Below are 25220 nucleotides of genomic sequence, written 5' to 3'. Positions count from 1 at the left end.
GGTCAGGCGCCTTTCCGGGGGCAGAGAATGATGGTGTCGCCGGGGGTCTCGGCATAAAGCGCCTCGACCAGATGGGCCCGGTGGGTGCGCACGGCGCGCTGGTTGATTGAGCCTTTGTCCGTCACTTCGCCCTTGTCGATATCGGGCAGCTCCGCCATCAGCAGTGCCCGTGCGACGTGGTTGGAACTGCCGGTGGACTTTTGCGCCAGCGCCACAAGGCTCTGCTCGAATTTCTGTCGCACGGCGGGGTGAGCAAGAATGGTCTCGGCATCGGTGTCGCTGGGCAGGCCGGCGTGACGGGCGCAGGCGGCCATATCCGGGAAGATCATGGCGCCAATAGAGTTGAGGTCCAGACCGGTCAGCACCACGTCGCGGATCAGTGGCGCGCAGGCGCTGATGATCGAGGTGCGCACGGCGGCGAAATTGACCCAGGTGCCGGTCGAGAGCTTGAAATCCTCGGTGACGCGGCCATCGAAGACCAGGCCCTTGGACAGGTCGGCGGGATCGGCAAAGCGCACGGCGTCGCCGATCTTGTAGAAGCCTTCCTCATCGAAGGCCTCTGCGGTCTTTTCGGCGTCGCGCCAATAGCCGGGGGTGACGTTCGGCCCCTTCATCCGCAGCTCGGTCTTGTCGCCATTGGGCACCAGCTTGACTGTCATTCCCGCCGCCGGCAGGCCGATATGGCCGGCCTCGGACACCGCCCAGGTGGTGGTGAAGGCGAAGGGCGCGGTTTCGGTGGAGCCATAGCCGGTGATGATCATTACATGCTGGCCCGTCTCCTCGCGCGCCGCCTTGTCGAGCCCGTCGAAGACATGCTGCGACAGGCCGGCACCGGCATATTGCAACAGCTTCAACCGGGCGAAAAGGTTGCGCCGCGCCTCGGGATGCTCGTCGAAAGCGGCGACGAGGAATTCATAGGCCTTGGGCACATTGGTGAAAAAGGTCGGCTGGACGGTCTTGAGGTTTTCCAGAGTGCGTCCAAAACGGGCCGGCGTCGGCTGGCCATCGTCGATATAGAAGCTGCCGCCATTATAGATCGCCATGCCGGTATTGTGGCTGCCGCCGGCCACGTGGTTCCACGGCATCCAGTCGAGCAGCACGGGCGGCTCGTCCGCGACGAAGGCCAGCGCGGTGCGGATCATTTCCTGGTTGCAGGCCATCATCCGATTGGTGGTGATCACGCCCTTGGGCAGGCCGGTTGAGCCGGAGGTGAACAGCACCTTTGCCACCGTATCGGGCGTGATTGCGTCATGGGCAGCCGCCACGGCCGGGGTGACCGGCGTTTGCAGCAGGTCGGCGAAGAGATGGTTTTGTCTCCCGTCGACGGGATTGCTGCGCACGACCAGGGGAATGTCGGCGGCAAAGGTCGATGTAATGGCCGGCGCGAACTTGGCCCCATCGCTGGCATAGACCATGCCGGGGGTCAGGAGGCCGGCAATATGCTTGAGCTTCCCGTAAGCGGTGGAGACGAGCGAATAGGCGGGCGAGATCGGGGCATATGGAATGCCAACCCAGATGGCCGCCATGCCCAGTAGGAAATGCTCGACCTCATTGCCCGAGATGATCATCAGCGGGCGTTCGGCGGAAAGGCCGGCATCCAGCAGTGCCTGGGCCAATGGCGGGATGGCCGCGAGCACCTGGCCAAAGCTCCATTCGCGCCAGCCGTCGGCCTGGCGATCGGCGATCAGCACCGCGTCAGGGGTCTTGTGCGCCCAGCTCTTGAGCGCATCGACGATGGCGCGCGGATAGGGTCCGAGCGTCTCGATCGAGCGAATGATGGTGGTGCCATCGGGGCGCCGTTCTGCGGCCGCAGCCATATTGCCCAGCCGCACGGGGCGGATGGGCGTTGCCGAAAAATCCATGAGTTCCTCCCTCACGGATATAGTTATGTATTATAACTATTATCGACGCAAGAGCCTCAGGCGCGATAGCCGATATCGATCACGGCGCGCCCCTCGCTGAGACGCGAGACGCAGGCGCACATGCGATGGTTCTCAGCCTTTTCCTCGGGGCTGAAAAACACATCGCGATGGTCGATCTCGGCCTCCTTTTCCAGCACCTTGACGGCGCAGAGGCCGCATTCGCCGCGCTGGCAATCATAGATCATCTCCACCCCGGCCCCGATCAGGGCTTCGAGCAGAGTCTGGTCAGAGCGTACCGGCACCGAGATGTCGCGATTGAGTACGTCGACCACGAAGGGCTTTTCGGCAAAGAGGCCGGAATCGCCGAACACCTCGTAGCGCAGGCGGCTGATCGGGCGGCCCGCGTCGGCCCAGGCCGCCTTTGCAGCTTCGAGCATGCCGATGGGGCCGCAGAGATAGCATTCGGCATCCGGGGGCAGGGCGGCGAATTCGGCAGCGAGATCGACATGCTCGCCAATCGAATTGTCGCGCAGCACCAGTTGCCCGCCGAGCAGGTCCTGCAAGTCTTCGGCAAAGGCCATGAGCCCCCGTGAGCGGGCGGCATAGACGACGCGGAGCGATGCACCGCGTGCCATCAGGGCCCGTGCCATGCCATAGATCGGGGTGATGCCGATGCCGCCGGCCAGCAGCAGGTAGTGCGGCGCGCGCCAGCTCAATTCGAAGCGGTTTTCCGGCAGGGTGAGCCGCACCGCCGCGCCGTGTTCCAGCGCCCACATGAAACGCGATCCGCCCCGGCTTTGCGGGTGCAGCTTGACCGCCACGGCGATCTGGCCCGACGGCGCGGGAATGATCGTATAGGTGCGGTTGGCCGGCTGGCCGTTGATCTCGACGCGGAAATTGCTGTGCGAGCCCGGATCGAAGCGCGGCACGACGCCGTCGACTGCAAAGGCGATATAGCGGACGTCATCGGCAATCTGCCTGACCTCGGCGACGGTGGCATCGCGCCATTCGACACGGTTGCGCATATGGTTTTCCTCCCAGAAAAGTTTGGCACTGTCGCCCCCTCCCCCCTTGAGGGGGAGGGCCGGGGTGGGGGGTGGTTCAGTGATTCACTGATGGACCCCCACCCTCAATCCCTCCCCTCAAGGGGGAGGGAGGCGAAAGCGCCCTGAGTCCACCTTAGTTGGAAATGGTCTAGGGCAGCCGCGCCAGGCGCTCGGTGAGCAGGGCGAAGAAGCCTTCGGCATCGGCCGAACGCAGATAGTTGGCGTTGCGGGGGCGGTCGGTGACGTGCCAGTAGTCGACCACGGTCATGCCCACGGTCAGCTCGCTGGCCGTTTCGATTGCGACATTGCAGACGCGTCCGGCGAACAGTTCGGGCTTGAGCAGATAGGCGATGACGGTGGGGTCGTGCAGCGGGGCGCCGTCCCAGCCATATTTCTTGAGGTCGAACCCCTCAGAGAAGGTCAGCATGTCATAGACCGCCTGGCCGCTCTTGTTGCCCAACCCCTTGATGGCGTCGAGCCGCGGCTTGGTGGATTGCACCATATGGGTGACGTCGAGCGGCAGGATGGTGATCGGCGCGCCGCAGCGCATGACGATATCGGCGGCTTCCGGGTCCACATAGATGTTGAATTCGGCCGCCGGGGTGATGTTGCCGACCTCGAAATAAGCACCGCCCATCAAGACGATTTCCTGGATACGCTCGGCGATGCGGGGCTCCTTGACCAGCGCCATGGCGACATTGGTCAGCGGGCCCAGTGCGCAGATGGTGATGGTCTTGGGCTCGGCGCTCATCAGCGTTTCGATGAGGTAGTCGACGCCGTGCTGGGCCTGAAGCGGAATGATGGGATCGGGCAGGACCGGGCCGTTGAGTCCAGTATCGCCATGCACATGCTCGGCGGTCACTAGGGTGCGGCGCATCGGGCGGGAGCAGCCGGCATAGACGGGCACTTCGCGACGGCCGGAGAGCTCGACCACCTTGCGCGCATTATTGGCATTGTGGTGCAGGCCGACATTGCCGGCCACGGCGACGACTGCCAGCACGTCGATCTCCGCGGGTGAGGCAAGCGCCAGAAGAATGGCGACGGCATCGTCCTGGCCGGGATCGGTGTCGATGATGATTTTGCGCGACATGAAGCACTCTTCGAATCTGGTCTCTAACCCATCAAGTCTAGCCAAGCGCCGGGCTCAGGTCGACGGGGTGCGCGGTCTCGGAACGAAAGCGTTGAGCGAACGTTAATGGCCATCTGCACAGCACCAGGACCTGAAATGAGCCGCACCCCGGCACGCCCGCTTGCCAGCGACATGGACGAAAGCCAGTTCGAGCGTGTGCTCAACAATATCGCCCGACTGGCATTGGTGTTTATCGGCGTCGCTGTGCTGCTGGTTATGCTGCAATTGGGGCAGGTGTTTCTGGCGCCGGTGACGCTGGCCGTGGTTGTCGGCTTGATGTTCGGCCCGGTGGCAGATCGCGTCGAAGGATGGGGCGTGCCGCCGGCTTTATCGGCGGCAGTGGTGGTGCTCCTCCTGCTCGGCGTCATCTTCAGTTTCGCGGTGCTGTTCGCCGTGCCGCTCAGCGAATGGGTGGCCCGGGCGCCGTTGATCTGGTCGAAGCTGCAGGGGCAGCTGGCCAATTTCCGCGAGCCGCTGCAGGCGATCAGTGATTTTCAGTCGCAGGTCGGCGAAGTGCTGGGCTCAGGTTCGGCCATGGCGGTCACCGTCGAGGATGGCAGTACCGTCACCAGCGTCGCCATGCTCGCCCCGGCCATGCTGGCCCAGGGGCTGATCTTTCTCGCCAGCCTCTATTTCTTCGTCGCCACCCGCGACCACATTCGCATCTCGGTGCTGTCGCTCTGCGTCACCCGTCGCATGCGCTGGCGCACGGCGCATGTCTTCCGTGATGTCGAACAGAAGGTCAGCCGGTTCCTGCTGTCCATCACCATGATCAACTTCTGCGTCGGCTGTGCAGTGACGCTGGCCATGTGGATCATCGGCATGCCCTCGCCGCTGCTGTGGGGCGCCATGGCGGCAGTGTTGAACTACATCCCCTATGTGGGGCAGGGCATCATGATCCTGGTGCTGGTGGCGGTTGGCCTGGGCACCCAGACCAATATCGAGCAGATCGTGCTGCCGGCGCTCTGCTATATGGGCATCAACTTTGTCGAGGGGCAGATCGTTACGCCGCATTTCATCGGCCGCACGCTGACCCTCAATCCCTTCATCATTTTTCTGTCCATCACCTTCTGGCTCTGGGCCTGGGGTCCGGTGGGCGGCTTGATCGCCGTGCCGACCCTGCTCATCGCCACCTCGATCATTTCCCATGCTTTGCCCAGCAAGCCGGTGACGCCCAAGCGCCCGGTGCGGCGCACCCGCGGCATGACTGCGCGCCAGGAATTGCTGGCCAATGCGGCGCAGGCGATCAAGGAGCAGAAGCAGGAGGAAGAGGCCGATCCGCGCAAGAAGGAGCGCTTGGCGCCGCCAGAGGGCACCGCGCCCACTGGTGTCGAACCCGCCTGACACTTGCCTGTCTGCCATGCCCTCGTGCCGCTTGACGATTACGGGGCGGTGCGAGCACTCTCACATCCCGATTTCTGAGGATGTTGTCTATGGCAGGCGAAGTTGCAGTGCATGTGGCGGAGGCCGCGCATGGCGGCATCGACCTTATCCCGGTGGTGGCGCTGCTTGCCGCCGGCGTTGTGGCGGTGCCTATCTTCAAGCGGCTGGGTCTGGGTTCGGTGCTGGGCTATCTCGCCGCCGGCCTGCTGCTCGGCCCCTCTGGGATCGGGCTGATCACGGATCCGGCTTCGGTGCTGCATCTGGCCGAGCTGGGTGTGGTGATGTTCCTGTTCATCATCGGCCTCGAAATGGAGCCGTCCAAGCTCTGGGCGCTGCGCAAGCAGATATTCGGGCTCGGCGTGGTGCAGGTGAGCATATGCGGCGCACTGCTGACTGGCGTCGGCGTTCTGCTCGGCTTCACCCCGGTAGTGGCGTTCGTGTTCGGCATGGGCTTTGTGCTCACCTCCACCGCCATCGTCATGCAGATCCTGGGCGAACGCGGCGAACTGGCCAGCGATAGCGGCCAGAAAATGGTGTCGATCCTGTTGCTCGAAGACCTCGCCATCGTGCCGCTTCTGGCTGTGGTGGCGCTGCTCGCGCCTTCAACCGGCGATGCGAGCCTTCTGACGCGTCTTGCCGGTTTCGGCGGCGCCATCGGTGCCATTCTACTGCTGATCTTCCTCGGACGACGCATCATGAACCCGTTCTTCGGGCTTTTGGCGCAGGCCCGGGTCCGTGAAGTGATGACGGCGGCGGCATTGCTGGTGGTGCTGGGGGCGGCACTGTTGTTCCAGATCAGCGGGCTGTCCATGGCCATGGGTGCGTTTCTCGCCGGCGTGCTGCTCTCCACCTCTACCTTCCGCCACCAGCTCGAGGCCGATGTCGAGCCATTTCGCGGGCTGCTGCTCGGCCTTTTCTTCCTCGCCGTGGGCATGTCGCTGGAACTCGATATCGTTGCCGCCAACTGGCAGGTGATCGCGCTGGCCGTCGTTGCTTTCATGCTGGTCAAGGCATTGGCCATCTATGTCATCGCCCGGCTGCTGAAGTCCGATCATGGCGAAGCGCTGGAGCGGGCCGTGCTGATGGGGCAGGGCGGCGAATTCGCCTTCGTGCTCTACACCACTGCCGTGTCTTCCGGGCTCATCGACGGACCCTCCAATGCCATCTTCACGGCGACCGTCATCCTCTCAATGGTGATCACGCCATTCGCGCTGATTCCGATGCGCCGGCTGATGCCCAAGAAGGTGCAGTCACTCGATGGCGTCGATGTCGCCGAGGGCCTGGAGGAACGGGTGCTGCTGATCGGCTTTGGCCGCTTCGGGCAGATCGCCAGCCAGGCGCTGCTGGGGCAAGGGCATGGGATCTCGATCATCGACAATGATGTGGAGATGATCCAGGCTGCCGCCACTTTCGGCTTCAAGGTCTATTATGGCGACGGTACGCGGCTCGATATTCTGCATGCCGCCGGTGCGGCCCATGCAGAGCTGGTGCTCATTTGCGTCAACGACAAGACCGCCTCCAGCCGGATTGCAGAGCTGATGCGCCACGAGTTCCCGCTGGCCAAGGTCATGGTTCGCTCCTTCGACCGCGGCCATGCGCTGGAGCTGCGCGAGATCGGCGTCGAGTATGAGCTGCGCGAAACCTTCGAATCCGCCATCGCCTTCGGCTCGCAGGCCATTCGCATCATGGGCGCAGACGAGTTGGAAATCGAACAGGCGGTAGAAGGACTTCGGCAGCGCGACCGCATGCGATTCGAAGCGCAATTGCTGGGTGGATTGCAGGCCGGACGCGATCTGCTGCTCTCCAACGCGGTCGATCAGGCACGCGAAAGTGGCGTGGCTGTCGATCCCGCCGCGACCGAGGCGCGCGCCCAGGCCAGTGTCAGCAAGGCAACGCAGAACTGAAGTGGACGCATTTTGCGCCGGGAGAGCCCTTTCGACATGGGCAATGCGAGGGGGCTTTTCCGTGCACAAATAAAGTGCAAGACTAGCCGTATTCTGAGGGGAATATCGTTATGAACACTGGATCGCGTGATGCCGCAAAAGCCGATCGTCTACGATGCCCCTACGCCCGAACGCCGTGCGACGACTGTTGAGGCCATCCAGGCCGAAATCCTCGAACGGCTGATCTATTCGGTCGGCAAGGATCCCATTGTCGCCCGTCCGCATGACTGGTTGCGCGCCACCATCCTGGCCGTGCGCGATCGCATCATGGACCGCTGGATGGAGTCGTCGCGCGAAACCTGGCGGACGTCGCATAAGCGCGTCTATTACCTCAGCCTCGAATTCCTGATCGGCCGGCTCATGCGCGATGCGATGAGCAATGTGGGCCTGATGGAGCCGGTGCAGCAGGCGCTCAAGAACCTCAATGTCGATCTGGGTGACCTGATCAACATGGAGCCCGATGCGGCGCTGGGCAATGGCGGCCTCGGCCGTCTGGCCGCCTGCTTTCTCGAATCCATGTCCTCGGTCGGTATTCCCGCCTATGGCTATGGCATCCGTTATGTCCACGGCCTGTTCCGCCAGGAAATGAGCGAAGGCTGGCAGGTCGAACTGCCGGAAGACTGGCTCGCCCACGGCAATCCCTGGGAGTTCGAACGCCGCGAAAGCGCCTATGAGGTCGGCTTTGGCGGTCATGTCGAGCCGGTCACCGATCCCGATGGAGAGGTGCGCCAGGAATGGCAGCCCAATGAGCACCTGCTCGCGGTCGCCTATGACACACCGATCGTGGGCTGGCGCGGTGCGCGGGTGAACACCCTGCGCCTCTGGAGCGCGCAGCCCATCGACCCCATCCTGCTCGACAAGTTCAATTCGGGCGACCATATCGGCGCGCTGGAGGAAAGCTCCAAGGCCGAAGCGATCACTCGCGTGCTCTATCCGGCCGATTCCACCCCTGCGGGTCAGGAATTGCGCCTGCGCCAGGAGTTCTTCTTCTCCTCGGCCTCGCTGCAGGACATCGTGCGCCGGCATTTGCAGCAATATGGCGATCTGGGCTCGCTGCCCGACAAGGTGGCCATCCAGCTCAACGATACTCATCCGGCGATCTCGGTGGCCGAACTGATGCGCATCCTCATCGATGAGCATGGCCTCAAATGGGATTATGCCTGGAAGCTCACCAAGGGCACGTTCGGCTACACCAACCACACGCTCCTGCCAGAGGCCCTCGAGAGCTGGCCTGTGGCGCTGCTGGAGCGGCTTTTGCCGCGCCACATGCAGATCGTCTATCAGATCAATGCCGAAGTTCTGACCGAGGCGCGCACCCGCGTCGGCTTCACCGATCAGCAGATTGCCGCGGTGTCGCTGATCGACGAAAACGGTGGCCGCCGCGTGCGTATGGGCCAGCTGGCCTTTGTCGGCTCGCATTCGATCAATGGCGTTTCGGCGCTGCATACCGAGTTGATGAAGCAGACGGTTTTTGCCGACCTGCACAAGCTCTACCCCGAGCGCATCAACAACAAGACCAATGGCATCACGCCGCGCCGCTGGCTGATGCAGTGCAATCCCAGCCTCACCAAGCTGATCAGCGAGCGGATCGGTCCCGATTTCCTCGACGACACCGACAAGCTCAAGGGCCTGTTGCCCAGCGCCGAGGACCCCGGCTTCCAGCAGCAATTCGCTGCCATCAAGCTCGAGAACAAGCGGCGCCTGGCGCGGCTGATCAAGGATCGCGTCAATATCACGGTGTCGCCCGAGGCGCTGTTCGATGTGCAGATCAAGCGCATCCATGAATACAAGCGGCAGCTGCTCAACGTGCTGCATGCGGTGGCGCTCTATGACGACATCCGCGCGCATCCGGAACGGGAATGGGTGCCGCGCGTCAAGATTTTCGCCGGCAAGGCGGCGCCCAGCTATTGGAATGCCAAGCTGATCATCAAGCTGATCAACGACGTGGCGCGGGTCATCAACAATGATCCGGCCGTGCGCGGCCTGCTCAAGGTGGTGTTCCTACCGAACTACAATGTGAGCCTGGCGGAAATCATCGTTCCGGGTGCCGATCTCTCCGAGCAAATTTCCACGGCGGGCATGGAAGCCTCGGGCACCGGCAACATGAAGTTCATGGCCAATGGCGCGCTTACCATCGGTACCATGGACGGCGCCAATGTGGAGATGCACAAGGAAGTGGGGGCCGACAATATCGTCATCTTCGGCCTCTCCACCGAAGAGGTCGAAGAGCGGCGTGGCCGGTCGGAAGTGCCGCGTTCGGTGATCGATGCCTCGCCGCGCCTGCGCGAAGTGCTCGATTCCATCGCCTCGGGCGTGTTCTCGCCGGACGATCCGCATCGCTATCGCGATCTGGTGGGCGGGCTTTACGACCATGACTGGTTCATGGTGGCCCGCGATTTCGACGCTTACTGCGCCGCTCAGGCCAAGGTGGACGCCATCTGGCGCGATCGGTCCAAGTGGAACGCCATCGCGATCCGCAACACCGCCAGCGTCGGTTTCTTCTCGTCCGATCGCACCATCCGGCAATATGCGGCCGATATCTGGAACGTGCCGACAGCGTAAAATGAGCAGGGTGTGCGGGCAGAGGCTGACACGAGAAATCAGGCCCGCCACCGAGCATCTGTATGAGGGTCTGAGGCGTTACGCCTGACAGGCCACAGGGGGAGTATAGGCGTGAGCAAGGAAAACTGGCAGGCCGAGGGCTGGGAAGTCGAGGCAGTGGTGGCGGGGCGCCACCCCAATGCCTTCGCCTTTCTCGGACTGCATCAAGTCGATGGCGTCTGGGTGCTGCGGGCCTTCGTGCCGCATGCCGAAACGCTGACGGCCTTTACGCTCGACGGCAAGGAACTGGGCCATCTCTATCCGCGCCATGCCGCCGGCTTCTTCGAAGGCAAGGTGGCGGTCGACCAGCCCCAGCCCATTCGCTATCGCGCCGGCAATGCCGGTGGCGACTGGGATGTCTTCGATCCCTATTCCTTCGGGCCGGTGCTCGGGCCCATGGATGACTACTATATCGGTGAAGGCAGTCATCTGCGCCTGTTCGACAAGCTGGGCGCCCACGAAATGGAATTCGAGGGCATCCACGGCACCCATTTCGCCGTCTGGGCGCCCAATGCCCAGCGCGTCTCGGTCGTCGGGCCCTGGAACAACTGGGATGGCCGCCGCCATCCGATGCGCAACCGACAGGGCATCTGGGAAGTGTTCATTCCGGTGCTGGGCACCGGCACCATCTACAAATACGAAATCGTCGGGCCCAACGGCCAGGTCCTGCCGCTCAAGGCCGACCCCTTTGCCCGCCAGGCCGAGCTGCGGCCACGCACGGCCTCGATCGTGCCCGATCCCACGCCCTTCACCTGGACCGACCAGAAATATATGGAAGAGCGCGCCACCCATGATTGGCGGCGCACGCCGATGTCCATCTACGAGGTGCATCTGGGCTCCTGGCGCCGCCGGCCGGATGGCTCGTTCCTGAGCTACGACCAGCTTGCCGAACAGCTGGTGCCCTATGTCGCCGACATGGGCTATACCCATCTCGAATTCCTTCCCATTTCCGAGCATCCTTTCGATCCGAGCTGGGGTTACCAGCCCACCGGTCTGTTTGCGCCCACCGCGCGTTTCGGCGATCCGGCCGGCTTTGCCCGGCTGGTCAATGCCGCGCATGAGGCCGGTCTTGGCGTCATCCTCGACTGGGTGCCGGCACATTTCCCAACCGATGCCCATGGCCTCAGCCATTTCGACGGTACCGCGCTCTACGAGCATGCCGATCCGCGCCAGGGGTTCCACCCCGACTGGAATACCGCGATCTACAATTTCGGGCGCAAGGAAGTCTCGTCCTTCCTCACCAATAATGCGCTGTTCTGGTTCGAGAAATTCCATATCGACGGGCTACGCGTCGATGCGGTGGCCTCGATGCTCTATCTCGACTATTCCCGCCAGCCGGGGGAATGGGTGCCCAACAAGCATGGCGGCAACCAGAACCTGGAAGCGGTGGCGTTCCTGCAGCGTGTCAATGCCGAGGTCTATGCGCAGTTTCCCGGCGCCTTCATGATCGCCGAGGAATCCACCTCCTGGCCCGGCGTCAGCGCCCCCACCTTTGCAGGCGGGCTGGGCTTCGGGTTCAAGTGGAACATGGGCTTCATGAACGACACGCTGCGTTACATGAGCCGTAATCCGATCCATCGTCGCTTCCACCACAACGACCTGACCTTCGGCATGGTCTATGCCTATAGCGAAAACTTCGTGCTGCCGCTCAGCCATGACGAGGTGGTGCACGGCAAGGGTTCGCTGCTCAACAAGATGCCGGGCGACGACTGGCAGCAATTCGCCAATCTGCGCGCTTATCTCGCCTTTATGTGGGGTTATCCGGGCAAGAAACTGTTGTTCATGGGCCAGGAATTCGCCCAGCGCGAGGAATGGGCCGAGGGCAAGGCGCTCGACTGGTGGCTGCTGGATTCGGCGCCCCATGAAGGCATGCGGCGGCTGGTCTCCGATCTCAACGCCGCCTATCGCAGCCTGCCGGCCCTGCATGAACGCGATTGCGAGCCGGATGGGTTCGAATGGGTCAATGCCAATGACCACGCCAATTCGGTGCTGGCCTGGCTGCGCAAGGCGCCGGGTGCCGATCCGGTGCTCGTCATCACCAATCTCACCCCTGTGCCGCGCAGCGGCTACAAGGTGCCCATGCCATTGGCGGGGCGCTGGGTGGAACGCATCAATACCGATGCCGGCTGGTATGCCGGCGGGAACACCGGGAACCAGGGTGCAGTTGTGGCCAAGGCCGTTGAGGGGCGGCATTGGTCGGCGGAGGCAGAGATCTACCTGCCGCCGCTGGCAACGCTGTTTCTCAAATTTGAGCCGGAATGACCGGCTCGGGCGCATACGTTCCGGTTCAATCCGGACAGTAGTGGAGGGAACTTAAATGGCAGATTATCGTGTACCATCGCCGCTGGCGCGTGAGGCAATGGCCTATGTGCTGGCCGGTGGCCGCGGCACGCGGCTGATGGAACTGACCGACCGGCGCGCCAAGCCGGCCGTCTATTTCGGCGGCAAGTCGCGCATCATCGACTTTGCTTTGTCCAATGCCATCAATTCGGGCATTCGACGTATTTCCGTGGCGACCCAATATCAGGCGCACAGTCTTATCCGTCACCTGTCGCGCGGCTGGAACTTTCTGCGCCAGGAGCGTAACGAGAGCTTTGACGTGCTGCCCGCCTCCCAGCGCGTGGCCGAGGATATGTGGTATGCTGGCACTGCCGACGCCGTGTACCAGAACATGGACATCATCGAGGATTACGGCGCCCGCTATATCGTCATCCTGGCGGGCGACCATATCTACAAGATGGACTACGAAATCATGCTCCGCCAGCATGTCGACACCGGCGCCGACGTGACCATCGGGTGTCTGGAAGTGCCCCGCATGGAAGCAACCGGCTTCGGCGTCATGCATGTGGATGGACGCGACCGGGTGATCGATTTCGTCGAGAAGCCCAAGGACCCGCCGGGCATCCCCGACAAGCCGGAAATGGCGCTGGCCTCGATGGGCATCTATGTGTTCGAGACGCGCTTCCTCATGGAACAGCTGCGCCGCGACGCTGCCACCGAAGGCTCCAGCCGCGATTTCGGCAAGGACATCATTCCCTATATCGTCAAGAACGGCACCGCCTGGGCGCATCGGTTCACCCGCTCCTGCGTCCGCTCCAGCAATGAAACCGTCGCCTATTGGCGCGACGTGGGCACGGTCGATGCCTATTGGAAGGCCAATATCGACCTGACCGACATCAATCCGCAGCTCGATCTCTATGACCGCGACTGGCCGATTTGGACCTATGCCGAGATCACCCCGCCGGCCAAGTTCGTGCACGATTTCGACGGACGCCGCGGCTCCGCCGTGAACTCGCTGGTCTCGGGCGATTGCATCATCTCGGGCGGCCATCTGCAGCGCACGCTGCTCTCGACGGGCAGCCGTGTGCATTCCTATTCGGTGCTCGAAGAGGCAGTGGTGCTGCCCTATTGCGATATCGGGCGCAATGCGCGGCTCAAGAAGGTGGTGATCGATCGCGGTGTCTCCATCCCTGAGGGGCTGGTGGTGGGCGAGGATCCTGAATTCGACGCCAAGTGGTTCCGCCGCACCGAAGAGGGGGTGACGCTCATCACCCAGGCCATGGTCAATCGCTACCTGGCCGACCGATGATCGAAGTCCTTTCCGTAACCTCGGAAGTCTATCCACTGATCAAGACCGGGGGCCTGGCCGATGTGGCCGGGGCCCTACCGGGCGCGCTGAGCGGCTCCGGGGTGACCATGCGCACGCTGGTTCCCGGTTATCCCGCGGTCATGGCCAGGCTCAGCGGCGGCCGCGAGGTTGCCAGCTTTGCCGATCTCTTCGGCGTTCGGGGCCGGCTGGTCGCCGGCCGGGTGGATGGGCTCGACCTCATCGTGCTCGATGCGCCCGCGCTTTATGACCGGCCCGGCAATCCCTATGTGGGGCCAGAAGGCTGGGACTGGCCTGACAATTGGAAGCGGTTTGCGGCCCTGTCCTGGGTGGCGTCGGAATTGGGGCTTGGCCTCGTCGAAGGCTATCGCCCGCAGGTCATCCACGCCCATGACTGGCAGGCAGGGCTGGTGCCGGCCTATGTCAAATACGGCCCTTCATCCACGCTCAAGACGGTGATGACCGTCCACAACATGGCGTTCCAGGGCACGTTCGGGGCCGAGATTTTCGGCCAGCTGCGCTTGCCCGAGCACGCCTTTTCGGTTGAGGGCGTCGAATATTACGGTGGCGTCGGCTATCTCAAGGCCGGCGTCGAATGCGCCGATGTGGTGACCACCGTGTCGCCAAGCTATGCCGGTGAAATCCGCACTCCCGCCTTCGGCATGGGGCTCGAGGGCCTGCTCAACAACCGCTCGGCCACCGTCTTCGGCGTGCTGAATGGCATCGACATGGATGCCTGGAATCCGGCCACCGACACGGCACTGGCCCAGACCTATTCGGCCAGCACCATCCAGAACCGGCTCGCCAACAAGCGTGCCGTTCAGGAGGCGTTCGGGCTCGACCCGGCCGATGGTCCGCTCTTTGCGGTGGTCAGTCGCCTCACCTGGCAGAAGGGCATCGACCTTCTTGCCGCCAATATCGACCTCATGGTCGCCGAAGGCGCGCAGCTGGCGGTACTGGGATCGGGCGACGCCGAGCTCGAAAATGCGGTGCGCAGCGCCACCATGCGCCATCCCGGCAGGGTGGGGCTGGTCACCGGCTATAATGAAAAGCTCAGCCATCTCGTCCAGGGCGGCGCCGATGTGATGATGGTGCCCTCGCGCTTCGAACCCTGCGGTCTCACCCAGCTCTACGCCCTGCGCTATGGTTGCGTGCCGCTGGTCAGTCGCGTCGGCGGCCTCAACGACACGGTGATCGACGCCAATGTGGCAGCGCTGCAGGCCGAGGTTGCAACTGGCGTGCAATTCGCTCCGCCCAGCGAAACCGCCTTGGCGGACGCCATCAGGCGCACGCTGGCGCTCTATGCGGACGAGAAATCCTGGAAAAAAATGCAGAGGCGCGGGATGAAGTCGGATGTTAGCTGGGCAACCAGCGCGGCCCGCTATGCCCAGCTCTATGCCTCATTGATCGGACTTTCGACAGATGACAGTGCAGACGATTAACACCACCCCCTTCTCTGACCAGAAACCCGGTACGTCGGGCCTGCGCAAGCGCGTCACCGTCTGGCAGCAGCCCAATTATGTCGAGAACTACATCCAGGCGATCTTCGATAGCCTCGAAGGCTTTGCCGGGCAGACGCTGGTGATCGGCGGCGATGGGCGCTTCTACAACGATGTCGCCATCCAGAAGGCCATCCGCATTGCCGCCGCCAATGGCTTCGGCAGGGTGCTGGTGGGGCAGGGCGGCCTGCTCTCGACGCCGGCGGCCAGCAATATAATCCGCCACTACCAGGCCTTTGGCGGATTGGTGCTCTCAGCCAGCCACAATCCCGGCGGCCCGGACGGCGATTTCGGCATCAAGTACAATATCGGCAATGGCGGCCCGGCGCCGGAAAAGATCACCGACGCCGTCTTTGCCCGCTCCAAGGTGATCGATAGCTATAAGAGCGAGGACACGCCCGACATCGATCTGGGCACCATCGGCACCCAGAAGGTCGGTGATATGACCGTCGAGGTCATCGACCCGGTCACCGATTATGCGGCGCTGATGCAGACGCTGTTCGATTTCGACGCCATTCGCGCGCTGTTCGCGGGTGGTTTCCGAATGACCTTCGACGCCATGCACGCCGTGACCGGCCCCTATGCGCATGCCATTCTCGAGGGCATTTTGGGCGCACCCAAGGGCACGGTGATCAATGGCGTGCCTTCGCCCAGCTTCAATGACGGCCATCCCGATCCGAACCTAGTCTATTGCAAGGACATGTTCGACCTGCTGATGACCGAGGCCGGTCCAGATTTCGGCGCGGCCTCGGATGGCGATGGCGACCGCAACCTGATTATCGGCAAGAACCGGTTCGTCACGCCCTCGGACTCGCTGGCGCTGCTTGCGGCCAATGCGCATCTGGCGCCTGGCTACAAGGGTGGCATTGCCGGTATCGCCCGCTCCATGCCCACCAGCGCTGCCGCCGATCGCGTGGCCGAAAAACTCGGCATCGAAATGCACGAGACGCCCACCGGCTGGAAGTTCTTCGGCAATCTGCTCGATGCCGGCCGCGTCACCATTTGTGGCGAGGAAAGCGCCGGCACCGGTTCCGACCATGTGCGCGAAAAGGATGGCCTCTGGGCCGTGCTGCTCTGGCTCAATATCCTCGCCGTGCGCAAGCAGGGCGTCGATCAGATCGTGCGCGAACATTGGGCGACCTATGGGCGAAATTACTATACGCGCCACGACTATGAGGAAGTAGACGCGGCCATTGCCAATGCCCTGGTCGATGATCTGCGCGGGCGCCTGGCGAGCCTGCCCGGTCAGGTGTTCGACGGACTCGAAGTCGCCTATGCCGACGACTTTACCTATCACGACCCGGTGGACGGCTCGACCAGCGCCAAACAGGGCATTCGCATCGGCTTTACCGATGGCTCGCGAATAGTCCTGCGCCTGTCTGGAACCGGCACTGTGGGCGCCACGTTGCGGCTCTACCTCGAACGATATGAGCCCGCCGATGGAAACCACGATCTCGACACCCAGTCAGCCCTCCAACCTCTCATCGAGCTTTGCGAGCGGCTTGCCGGGGTCAAGGCACGAACCCAACGCACCGAGCCCAGCGTCATTACCTAGATCGGCCCTGTCTATGAAACCTGAACTGGTCCCGCATGCCGGACGCACCGAAAACCTCGGTGCGACGGTGACGCCCGATGGCGTCAATTTTGCCGTCTACTCGGAAAGCGCGACCGCTATCTGGGTCTGCATCTTCGACGATCTCGACCAGGAAATTGGCCGGTTCGAGCTCGACGTGCATGAGGACAATATACATGCCGGGCTCGTCGCCAATGTCGGCGCCGGCGCGCGCTATGGCCTGCGCGCCGATGGTCCCTATGATCCAGACCAGGGCTTTTTCTTCGATCCGAACAAGCTTCTGGTCGATCCCTATGCCCGTCATCTCGACCGCGTCTTCGTCCGCTCGCCGCGTCTGCGGCTGAGCCGCGAAGAGGCCGTCGATACGGCGCCGCTGGTGCCCAAGGCCATCGTTCCCGGCGCGGCCAATGAGCCGATCCTGCCCCGTAAGAAGGCTCCGGGCCTGTTCTACGAGGTCAATGTCCGCGGCTTCACCATGCGCCACCCTTCGGTGCAGGGTCCGCTGCGCGGCACCATCGCCGGCATGACCACGAAATGGGTGGTCGACCACTTCAAGCATCTCGGCGTCGACACGGTCCAGTTGATGCCCACGGCCGCATGGATCGACGAAGGCCATCTGCCGGCGCTCGGGCTGACCAATGCCTGGGGCTATAATCCGGTCGCCTATTTCGCCGTCGATCCGCGCCTGGCCCCGCGCGGCCCGCAGGAATTGCGGGTGATGACTGACACCTATCGCAAGGCCGGTATCTCGGTGATCCTCGACGTGGTCTACAATCACACCGGCGAAGGCGATGCGCAGGGCCCGATCCTCTCGATGATGGGCCTCGACCCGCAGACCTATTACCGCTTTGTCGAAGTCGACGGGAAGAAGTTCCTGGTCAACGATACCGGCACCGGCAACACCCTGCGCTGCGACCATCCGGCGGTGCAGCGCCTCGTCATCGACAGCCTGCGCTACTATGTCGAAGAGCTCGGCGTCTCCGGCTTCCGCTTCGATCTCGCCACAGTGCTCGGCCGCGATCCCGGTTTCAATCCGGAAGCTGAGATGCTCCAGAAGATCAAGGCCGATCCGGTGCTGAGCAAGGCGATCCTGGTCGCCGAGCCCTGGGATCCGGGTCCGGGCGGCTATGCCCTGGGCAAGTTCGGTCAGGAGTTCCAGGAGCACAACGACACCTATCGCGACGAAATCCGCGCCTTCTGGAAGGGCGAGCCGGCCAAGATCGGTGCCTTGGCGGGCAAGGTTGCCGGCTCCGCTGAGATTTTCGACGTGGCCGGCCGCAAGCCCAGCCATGGCGTCAACATGCTGGCCGTGCATGACGGGTTCACCCTGCGCGATCTCGTCAGCTACAACGACAAGCACAATGACGCCAATGGCGAGAACAATCGCGATGGCCATAACCACAATTCCTCCTGGAATTGCGGCGTCGAAGGCGAGACCGACGACAAGGGCATCAACACCGCCCGCAAGCGCGACGTTCGCGCCATGCTGGCCACCCTGTTCCTGTCGCGCGGCACGCCGCTGATTCAGCAGGGCGACGAGCTCTACCGGACGCAGCAGGGCAATAACAATGCCTATGCTCAGGACAACGAGATCACCTGGGTGGACTGGGACAATGCCGATGGCGACCTGGTCAATTTTGTCGCCGCCCTCAATGTGTTCCGCCACGAGCATCCGGCCCTCATCCACGATCACTTCCTGAGCGGGCAGGACCGCAACGGGGCGCGCGATGTGGTGTGGCTGCATCCGGATGGTCGCGAGATGAACGAGGGCGACTGGAACGATGCCAGTGCCTCGGTGCTCGGAATGCTCCTGCACCACAAGGACGATGAAGTGCTCATCTGGTTTAACCGCCGCATCGAACCGGTGGTGGTACGCTTGCCGGAAGGCGACTGGGCCGTTGGTATCCAGTCCGACCCAAACGCCGAGATTGCCTTTACCGAAGGCACGGCGACGCTGTCACCGCGGTCGGTGGTCGCCTTGGTGCGTCCGCAGCCATGATCGTCAGGCCGGGGCGGGGTGACATCGGTTTGGGGCCAGTTCAGTTCAACGCTGAAACGCTCCATGCCGTTTGAAACTGAGGTGGACTCTGGACGTTGCCTCCCTCTGCCTCAAGAGGGAGAGAGATCAGGAGTCGAAGCATAGAGCGTTTTATGTTCTGGTTGTCGCGGCTCCATCGCCCCCTCCCCCTTGAGGGGAGGGCCGGGGTGGGGGTGGTTCAGTGATCCACTGATGGACCCCCTCCCTCAATCCCTCTCCTCAAGGGGGAGGGAGGCGAAAGCGCTGAGAGTAAATATTGCCCCCTTAATGAGAGGGCCGGGGTGCACGGCGAGAGCCCAATAACGAAGTACCGGATTTCAAACTTGTTTTGACACAACCGAAAAGCCCTACTGCCGAAGCAGCGGGGCTTTCGTCATTGAAGCCACCTCTACTCCGCCGCCTGCGCTGCGAACCCGCCGTGCTTTTCGATGAAGCCGATAATCTCATCGAGGCTTTCACGCCGCAGCAGGTCAGTGAACACATAGGGCCGCCCGTCGCGCACCTTCTGGGTGTCGCTTTCCATGACCTCAAGGCTCGCGCCGACATAGGGCGCGAGGTCGGCATGGGTGATCACCAGCAGGTCGGAGCGGGAAATGGCCGGCCCGCCCTTGCGGGGGATTTTTTCGCCCTGGGCCACCGAGATCACATAGATGGTGATATCGGCCAGATCCGGCGAAAAAGTCGCCGCCAGATTGTCGCCGCCGCTCTCGATCAGAATGATATCGAGATCGGGGAATTTGCGGTTGAGCTCGTCGATGGCAGCGAGGTTGAGCGAGGCGTCCTCCCGAATGGCGGTATGCGGACAACCCCCGGTCTCCACCCCGACAATGCGATCCTCGGAGATCGCCTGGACCCGTGCGAGGATCAGCGCGTCCTCACGGGTATAGATGTCATTGGTGACCACGGCCATGGAATAGCGGTCGCGCATGGTCTTGAGCAGCATTTCGCATAAGGTCGTCTTGCCCGACCCGACGGGGCCGCCAATGCCGATGCGCAGGGGACCGTTGAGGCTTTTGGGCATGATCACTTCCTGTCCTAGATGAGACGCATGATGGAAAGGGCGGCAAAGCCCAGGCCGATGGCGATGCAGAGCGGGGAATAGACCCGCCGGTCGTTGAGGCGGAAATTGGGTTCCGGCGTCTGCGCCGCCCACCAGGCAGTATAGCCGACGATGCCGCGCGCCAGGAACAATAGCGCGAAGCCGAAGCCGCCCACGGTCATCAGTTCGGCGCCGCTGTCATGGTCGGCCAGCGCCAGCGCATAGATGCCGGTGCCCAGTGTGAACAGCGAAACGCCGAACGAGGCCCAGCGCGGCGGCATGCGTTCGATCCCGGCTGTGCCCACCACGGTCTGGGCCAGCAGCTTTTCGCCGCGGATCGGCCAGGTGCGGCCCAGCGACCAGATGAAATGGGCAAAGGACACCGCGAACAGGGCAATGAAGAGCATGGACGAGATGAACATGTTCATGAGCGGAATATCCTTGTGGGCAGCGTTTCGTGCTGCATTTGTGCGATATCGGCGCCATAGGCTACGCTGCCGATATCGTCCAGTGTGGCATGCTGGCACAGATCGACGAGCGCGGCCACCTGCGGCTCCAGCGCCGCCATGATGGCGAGGCCATCGGTCTGTCCGATGGGCACGAGCCGCACTGCCACCGAGACCTGGCTATGCACGGTGGCCGTGAGGAAGGCGATCAGCGTGTCGCGCGTGTCTATATGATGGGCACCGGCCAACGCCCCCACCGCCACCGAGTATGGGCAGGGTTTTGGCAGCGTCAGCGGCCTGTCGGTCGGCCAGGCGGCGCTGGCGAGAACGAAGGCATTGCCGGTCAAAACCGTTTCGGCATGGCGTTCGCGCGCCGGGGCAAGCGCGAGGCAGAGATCGGCCAGGTCAGTCAGCCGCGCCTGATCGTTATGGCCGGCATGGGCGTGGGCCAGAAGGATGGCATCGGTCTTGAGCCCGCCATGCAGCAGCGTGCCCGCAATCCAGTCCTGGGCGCTGGCGCGGTCGTGCACGCGTCCATCGACAATGGCGGTTTCGAGGCCCGCGGACCAGGCGAATGCGCCCACTGGAAAGGCGGGTGACAACCAGGTCAGCAGTTTTTGCAGCGCGGCGCTCAACGGCGATTCAGCAAAGCGTGGCTGGTGTCGCCATGGGCATGGGCATAGGCGCCATGCTCGGCGAAGAAAGGCTCGGTGACAGTCTCGACCGTCGCGCCCAGCCCTTCGAGCATGGTCTTGAGCACATGGTCGCGCTTGATGAGAATGCGGTTGGGATCGAGCTGCGCCGGGGTATGGCGATTGCCGATATGCCAGGCCAGCCGCAGCAGATGCCCAGCATCATTGGCGCGGACAGCATAGAGCAGTTCTTCGGCGGCGATCACCTGCACCAGCCTTCCATCTTCCAGCCTGAGCAGGCTCTCATGCTCGAGGCTTACGGTTTGCGGCAAATCCAGTAGAATCTCGCTACCACCGGAGAGGCGCAGCACCTTGCGGCGCAGGCGGCGTTGGTCGTGGTCGAGGCGGATGGTGTCAAAGGCATCTTTGGCCTCGTTGCCAGGCGGCAAAATTTCACTGACCCGTGGCGGCATGGCGATTACCCGTAGAAATATCGTGAGACAAGGAAGAGTTGGTAGACATAGTGCACGCAGACAATGGTTAAGTGCACCGCCCGGCTCCTGCTGTTCCAGCCAAGAATGCACACCAGAATGCCGCCCAACGGCTGCGCGAGATAGCTCGGTCCCATGCGCTCAAACCGTTCGGGCCCCTTGATGAGGGTGTCGATCACGTCAAGGACGGCCACTGCAGCAAAAAAGCCAAAGAACCATTTCCTGCGGCTGAGAAAGTAGTGTTCGTAGCTGTCATATTCGGCAATGCTGTCCGGTGAGAGCAGGGCACACAGGAAGAACAGCATCATCGCATAGGTGACGAGGAAGATCGTGACGCCGAAGGTCCAGGTCTCGATCCGGACAAGCGCCAATTGCCACCACCAGAACAGCACCAGCTCGATGATCAGCGAGCCGACCCAGAGCAGGTGCAGCAGCGATGGCGGATTTTTGTCCGGATGCTGCACGAAGCCTGCCAGCTTCATCAGCAGGCGCGTCAGGCCAAGGCCAATGACGGTGCCCAGCAGAATACGAATATGCGGAAAAACTTCTGCTGCGGAGAAATGGTCCATGGCCGTGTATTAGGGCGTCGAACCGGTTTCGGTGCAGCTGGCGAGCGGAGCGGCGTTTTCGTCCTGCATCAGGTCGCGCAGCGTGCCTTCGCCCTGGTGGCTCCACCATTCATAGGGGCCGGAGACATAGCGGGCGCCGGAGCCGGAAATGGTGGTGGCAAAGACATGGTTCTGCCCGTCCACCGGCACGATGGCGAGGAAATTGGGGGCGGCATTGATATATTGCACGGTGAGCGCCGTGCCGTTCTCGCACTGATAGACGACGATATTGCGCTCGATATCGCCCGTGCTTTCAAGCGTCAGCGTCAGGGCGGCCGAGGCCGTCGCCGGCGCAGCGATCGGGGCCGGCGTTTCACTGGTGGCCGGTGCGACGGGGGTTTCGCTCTGCGCCAAAGCAGGGGCGGCGCCAAGCAGCGTAGAGAACGTGGCGGCGAGCAGAAGTCTGGTCTTGGTCATGGCGATCTCCAGGGGACGAAAATGGGCGAAGCGCCCAGATTCGACCCTCCCCACAATCATGGCGATTGCGAGGTCTGGCAAGGCTTTGCGCCTCTAGAACAGGAAGTAACGCTGCGCCATGGGCAGGACCGTGGCCGGCTCGCAGGTCAGCAGCACCCCATCGGCGCGCACCTCGTAGGTTTCGGGGTGCACGTCGATGACAGGAGTGGCGGTGTTGAGTTTCATGGCCGCCTTGCCGATGCCGGAACGGGTATTGCTCACCGGCAGCAATTGCTTGTCGACCCCCAGCCGCCCGCGCAGGCCGGCATTTTGGGCCGCTTGCGAGATGAACACCACCGACGAGCGGCTGACCAGCTTGCCATAGGCGCCGAACATCGGCCGGTAATGCATGGGCTGCGGCGTGGGGATCGAGGCATTGGGGTCGCCCATCGGCGCGGCAGCGATGGAACCGCCCAGCAGCACCATATCCGGCTTCACGCCAAAGAAGGCGGGGTTCCACAGGACGAGGTCGGCGCGCTTTCCCACTTCCACCGAGCCGATATGCTGGCTCATGCCATGGGCGATGGCTGGATTGATGGTGTATTTGGCGATGTAGCGGCGCACGCGATAGTTGTCGTTGTTGCCGCTTTCCTCCGGTAGGCGACCACGCTGACGCTTCATCTTGTCGGCGGTCTGCCAGGTGCGGATCAGCACTTCGCCGACGCGGCCCATGGCCTGGCTGTCCGACGAAATCACCGACAGCGCCCCCATGTCATGAAGAATGTCTTCCGCCGCGATGGTTTCCTTGCGGATGCGGCTTTCGGCAAAGGCCACGTCTTCGGGGATGGACTGGTCGAGATGGTGGCAGACCATGAGCATGTCGAGATGTTCGGCAATGGTGTTCTGCGTGTAGGGTCGGGTCGGATTGGTCGAGGAGGGGATGACGTTGGGCAGCCCCGCGACCTTCAGGATATCCGGCGCATGGCCGCCACCGGCGCCTTCGGTGTGGAAGGCATGGATGGTGCGCCCCTTGAAGGCACCCACCGTGTCCTCGACAAAGCCGCTTTCATTGAGCGTGTCAGTGTGGATCATCACCTGCACGTCATAATCGTCGGCGACCGAGAGGCAATTGTCGATAGCGGAGGGGGTGGTCCCCCAATCCTCGTGCAGCTTGAGGCAGGAGGCGCCAGCGAGGATCATTTCTTCCAGCGGGGCAGGGACAGAAGCATTGCCCTTGCCGGCCAGCGCCAGGTTCATCGGGAAAGCATCGAAACTCTCGATCATCCGCTCGATATGCCAAGCACCAGTGCAAGTGGTGGCCAGCGTGCCATGGGCCGGGCCCGAGCCGCCGCCAAGCATGGTGGTGACCCCGCTCATCAGCGCTTCCTCGATCTGCTGGGGGCAGATGAAATGGATATGGGCATCCATGCCGCCGGCGGTGATGATCTTGCCTTCGCCGGCAATGGCCTCGGTGGAGGGCCCGATGATGATGTCGATACCCGGCTGCGTATCGGGATTGCCGGCCTTGCCGATGCCGACGATCACGCCGTTCTTGAGCCCGATATCGGCCTTGTAGATGCCGGTGTGATCAACGATCAGCGCATTGGTGATGACGGTATCGACCGCGCCCTCGGCGCGCGTGCGCTGCGATTGGCCCATGCCGTCGCGGATCACCTTGCCGCCGCCGAACTTCACCTCCTCGCCATAGATGGTGAAATCCTTCTCCACCTCGATGAAGAGTTCGGTATCGGCCAGGCGCACCTTGTCGCCGGTGGTCGGGCCATACATATCGGCATAGGTGGCGCGGGAAATGCGGGCGGGCATGGGATGGCTCCGGGTCAGGCTGGGACGGTGGGAAGGACCGGCGCGACGCCGGTTCCTGCAACAAATCTGAGGTCTATATTCAAATATACGGCCATCTGTTTCGGCCCTATTCTTGCTCCCGTTTCGGAGGGAGAGAGGCTGAAATGACCTTGAGGGTATTCGCGACAATTGTCTGTGCCGGCTTTCTTGCCGGAAGTGCTGCCATGGCCGCCGAGCCGAGCGTCGAGCGCGGCGACTATATCGTCAACTCCATCGGTGCCTGCGGCAGCTGCCACACCCCGTTCGGTCCGAATGGGCCGGATATGAGCAAGGCGCTGGGCGGGCGCGTCGTGGAGGACAGCGAGGCTTTCACCGCCATTGCGCCCAATATCACCCCCGGGGGCGAAATCGCCGGCTGGAGCGATGAGGAACTGGGCCGGGCCATTCGCGAAGGCGTCCGCCCCGATGGCTCGATCATCGGGCCGCCCATGCCGTTCGAGGTCTATCACGGCATTTCCGACACTGATCTGGCGTCGATCGTGATGTATCTGCGCAGCATCCCGGCGGTCGAAAACGATCCCGGCAAGTCCGAATATCGCATTCCCTTGCCGCCGGCCTGGGGTCCACCGGTGACCAGCGTCGCCGATGTGCCCGCTGGCGTAACCGTCGAATACGGTGCCTATCTCGCCGGGCCGCTGGGCCATTGCACGGTTTGCCACACGCCCTTTGGCCCCAATGGCGCGCCGCAGTTCGAGACGCTGCTGGGGGCCGGCGGCAATGAATTCCACGGGCCGTGGGGCACCTCGGTTTCCGCCAATATCACCCCGACCGAGCTGGCCCAGTTCAGCGACGCAGAGGTGGAAACCATGATCCGCAAGGGCATGCGTCCAGGCGACGTGGCGATGTTCCCGCCCATGTCCTACCCGCATTACGACCGGATGAGCGCCGACGATATGGCCGCGCTGATCCTCTATCTCCGCAGCCTCGAACCCAAGCCGTTCCAGTAGGCGGCAGATCGCAGCGGCTTCCGTCGCTCCGCCCTCGGGCTCTATCGCCTCCCTCCCCCTTGAGGGGAGGGACCGAGGGAGGGGGTCCATCAGTGGATCGCTAAACGACCCCCCACC

At 62.9% G+C, this 25220-nt stretch carries 19 protein-coding genes; 9 read left to right on the top strand and 10 right to left on the bottom strand.

What is annotated here, in order from left to right:
- Positions 1-2: 2 nt before the first annotated feature.
- The 3 genes from DEVEQU_RS14900 to DEVEQU_RS14890 form a co-directional block, all read right to left on the bottom strand.
- Entirely contained in the window at positions 3-1862 is a 1860-nt protein-coding gene (locus tag DEVEQU_RS14900) for a feruloyl-CoA synthase (protein WP_126151396.1), read from the bottom strand.
- Positions 1863-1918: 56 nt separating this feature from the next.
- The gene (locus tag DEVEQU_RS14895; RefSeq protein WP_126151395.1) at positions 1919-2887 is read right to left on the bottom strand and encodes a PDR/VanB family oxidoreductase; all 969 of its coding nucleotides are present in this window, start codon (positions 2885-2887) and stop codon (positions 1919-1921) included.
- A 169-nt stretch (positions 2888-3056) separates the two neighbouring features.
- Positions 3057-3998: a nucleoside hydrolase gene (locus tag DEVEQU_RS14890; protein ID WP_126151394.1), complete on the bottom strand. Its 942-nt coding sequence runs from the start codon at positions 3996-3998 to the stop codon at positions 3057-3059.
- A gap of 135 nt (positions 3999-4133) precedes the next feature.
- On the opposite strand from DEVEQU_RS14890, the gene DEVEQU_RS14885 reads away from it, so the two are divergent.
- From DEVEQU_RS14885 to glgX, 8 genes are all read left to right on the top strand, one after another.
- A complete protein-coding gene (locus tag DEVEQU_RS14885) occupies positions 4134-5381 on the top strand; it encodes an AI-2E family transporter (RefSeq protein ID WP_164550427.1) in 1248 nt (415 codons plus the stop codon).
- Between the two features lie 89 nt (positions 5382-5470).
- On the top strand, positions 5471-7324 hold the full coding sequence (locus DEVEQU_RS14880; protein WP_126151392.1) for a monovalent cation:proton antiporter-2 (CPA2) family protein: 1854 nt from the start codon (positions 5471-5473) through the stop codon (positions 7322-7324).
- A gap of 129 nt (positions 7325-7453) precedes the next feature.
- Positions 7454-9925 carry a glycogen/starch/alpha-glucan phosphorylase gene (locus DEVEQU_RS14875; protein WP_126151391.1) on the top strand — a complete coding sequence of 824 codons (2472 nt, stop codon included), beginning with the start codon at positions 7454-7456 and terminating at the stop codon, positions 9923-9925.
- 111 nt (positions 9926-10036) lie between these two features.
- Positions 10037-12226, top strand: a complete 2190-nt coding sequence (gene glgB / locus DEVEQU_RS14870; RefSeq protein ID WP_223214241.1) for a 1,4-alpha-glucan branching protein GlgB — start codon at positions 10037-10039, stop codon at positions 12224-12226.
- A 55-nt stretch (positions 12227-12281) separates the two neighbouring features.
- Complete coding sequence (gene glgC / locus DEVEQU_RS14865) at positions 12282-13553, top strand: glucose-1-phosphate adenylyltransferase (protein ID WP_126151389.1); 1272 nt, start codon at positions 12282-12284, stop codon at positions 13551-13553.
- Positions 13553-15013 carry a glycogen synthase GlgA gene (glgA, locus tag DEVEQU_RS14860; protein WP_126151404.1) on the top strand — a complete coding sequence of 487 codons (1461 nt, stop codon included), beginning with the start codon at positions 13553-13555 and terminating at the stop codon, positions 15011-15013. The genes glgC and glgA overlap by 1 nt, the downstream gene beginning before the upstream one ends.
- A complete protein-coding gene (locus DEVEQU_RS14855; protein WP_126151388.1) occupies positions 14994-16625 on the top strand; it encodes an alpha-D-glucose phosphate-specific phosphoglucomutase in 1632 nt (543 codons plus the stop codon). Before glgA ends, DEVEQU_RS14855 begins: the two co-directional genes overlap by 20 nt.
- A 13-nt stretch (positions 16626-16638) precedes the next feature.
- Positions 16639-18642, top strand: coding sequence for a glycogen debranching protein GlgX (gene glgX / locus DEVEQU_RS14850; protein WP_126151387.1), 2004 nt, complete (start codon positions 16639-16641; stop codon positions 18640-18642).
- Positions 18643-19069: 427 nt separating this feature from the next.
- Here glgX and ureG read toward each other — a convergent pair whose 3' ends face one another.
- The 7 genes from ureG to ureC form a co-directional block, all read right to left on the bottom strand.
- On the bottom strand, positions 19070-19702 hold the full coding sequence (ureG, locus tag DEVEQU_RS14845) for an urease accessory protein UreG (protein WP_126151386.1): 633 nt from the start codon (positions 19700-19702) through the stop codon (positions 19070-19072).
- Positions 19703-19716: 14 nt separating this feature from the next.
- A complete protein-coding gene (locus DEVEQU_RS14840) occupies positions 19717-20148 on the bottom strand; it encodes a DUF3995 domain-containing protein (protein WP_126151385.1) in 432 nt (143 codons plus the stop codon).
- Positions 20145-20801, bottom strand: a complete 657-nt coding sequence (locus DEVEQU_RS14835; protein WP_126151384.1) for an urease accessory protein UreF — start codon at positions 20799-20801, stop codon at positions 20145-20147. Before DEVEQU_RS14835 ends, DEVEQU_RS14840 begins: the two co-directional genes overlap by 4 nt.
- On the bottom strand, positions 20798-21271 hold the full coding sequence (locus tag DEVEQU_RS14830) for an urease accessory protein UreE (protein ID WP_126151383.1): 474 nt from the start codon (positions 21269-21271) through the stop codon (positions 20798-20800). The genes DEVEQU_RS14835 and DEVEQU_RS14830 overlap by 4 nt, the downstream gene beginning before the upstream one ends.
- A gap of 5 nt (positions 21272-21276) precedes the next feature.
- The gene (locus DEVEQU_RS14825; protein WP_126151382.1) at positions 21277-21858 is read right to left on the bottom strand and encodes a hypothetical protein; all 582 of its coding nucleotides are present in this window, start codon (positions 21856-21858) and stop codon (positions 21277-21279) included.
- A gap of 9 nt (positions 21859-21867) precedes the next feature.
- Positions 21868-22314 carry an MliC family protein gene (locus tag DEVEQU_RS14820; RefSeq protein ID WP_164550426.1) on the bottom strand — a complete coding sequence of 149 codons (447 nt, stop codon included), beginning with the start codon at positions 22312-22314 and terminating at the stop codon, positions 21868-21870.
- 93 nt (positions 22315-22407) lie between these two features.
- A complete protein-coding gene (gene ureC, locus DEVEQU_RS14815) occupies positions 22408-24117 on the bottom strand; it encodes an urease subunit alpha (RefSeq protein ID WP_126151380.1) in 1710 nt (569 codons plus the stop codon).
- Positions 24118-24260: 143 nt separating this feature from the next.
- On the opposite strand from ureC, the gene DEVEQU_RS14810 reads away from it, so the two are divergent.
- The gene (locus DEVEQU_RS14810) at positions 24261-25103 is read left to right on the top strand and encodes a cytochrome c4 (protein ID WP_126151379.1); all 843 of its coding nucleotides are present in this window, start codon (positions 24261-24263) and stop codon (positions 25101-25103) included.
- The last annotated feature ends 117 nt before the right edge of the window (positions 25104-25220 follow it).

It is taken from the genome of Devosia equisanguinis (assembly GCF_900631955.1).
GTDB lineage: Bacteria > Pseudomonadota > Alphaproteobacteria > Rhizobiales > Devosiaceae > Devosia > Devosia equisanguinis.
Note: the sequence above shows the minus strand (reverse complement) of the source record. Positions and strands in the feature narration are given on the sequence as shown.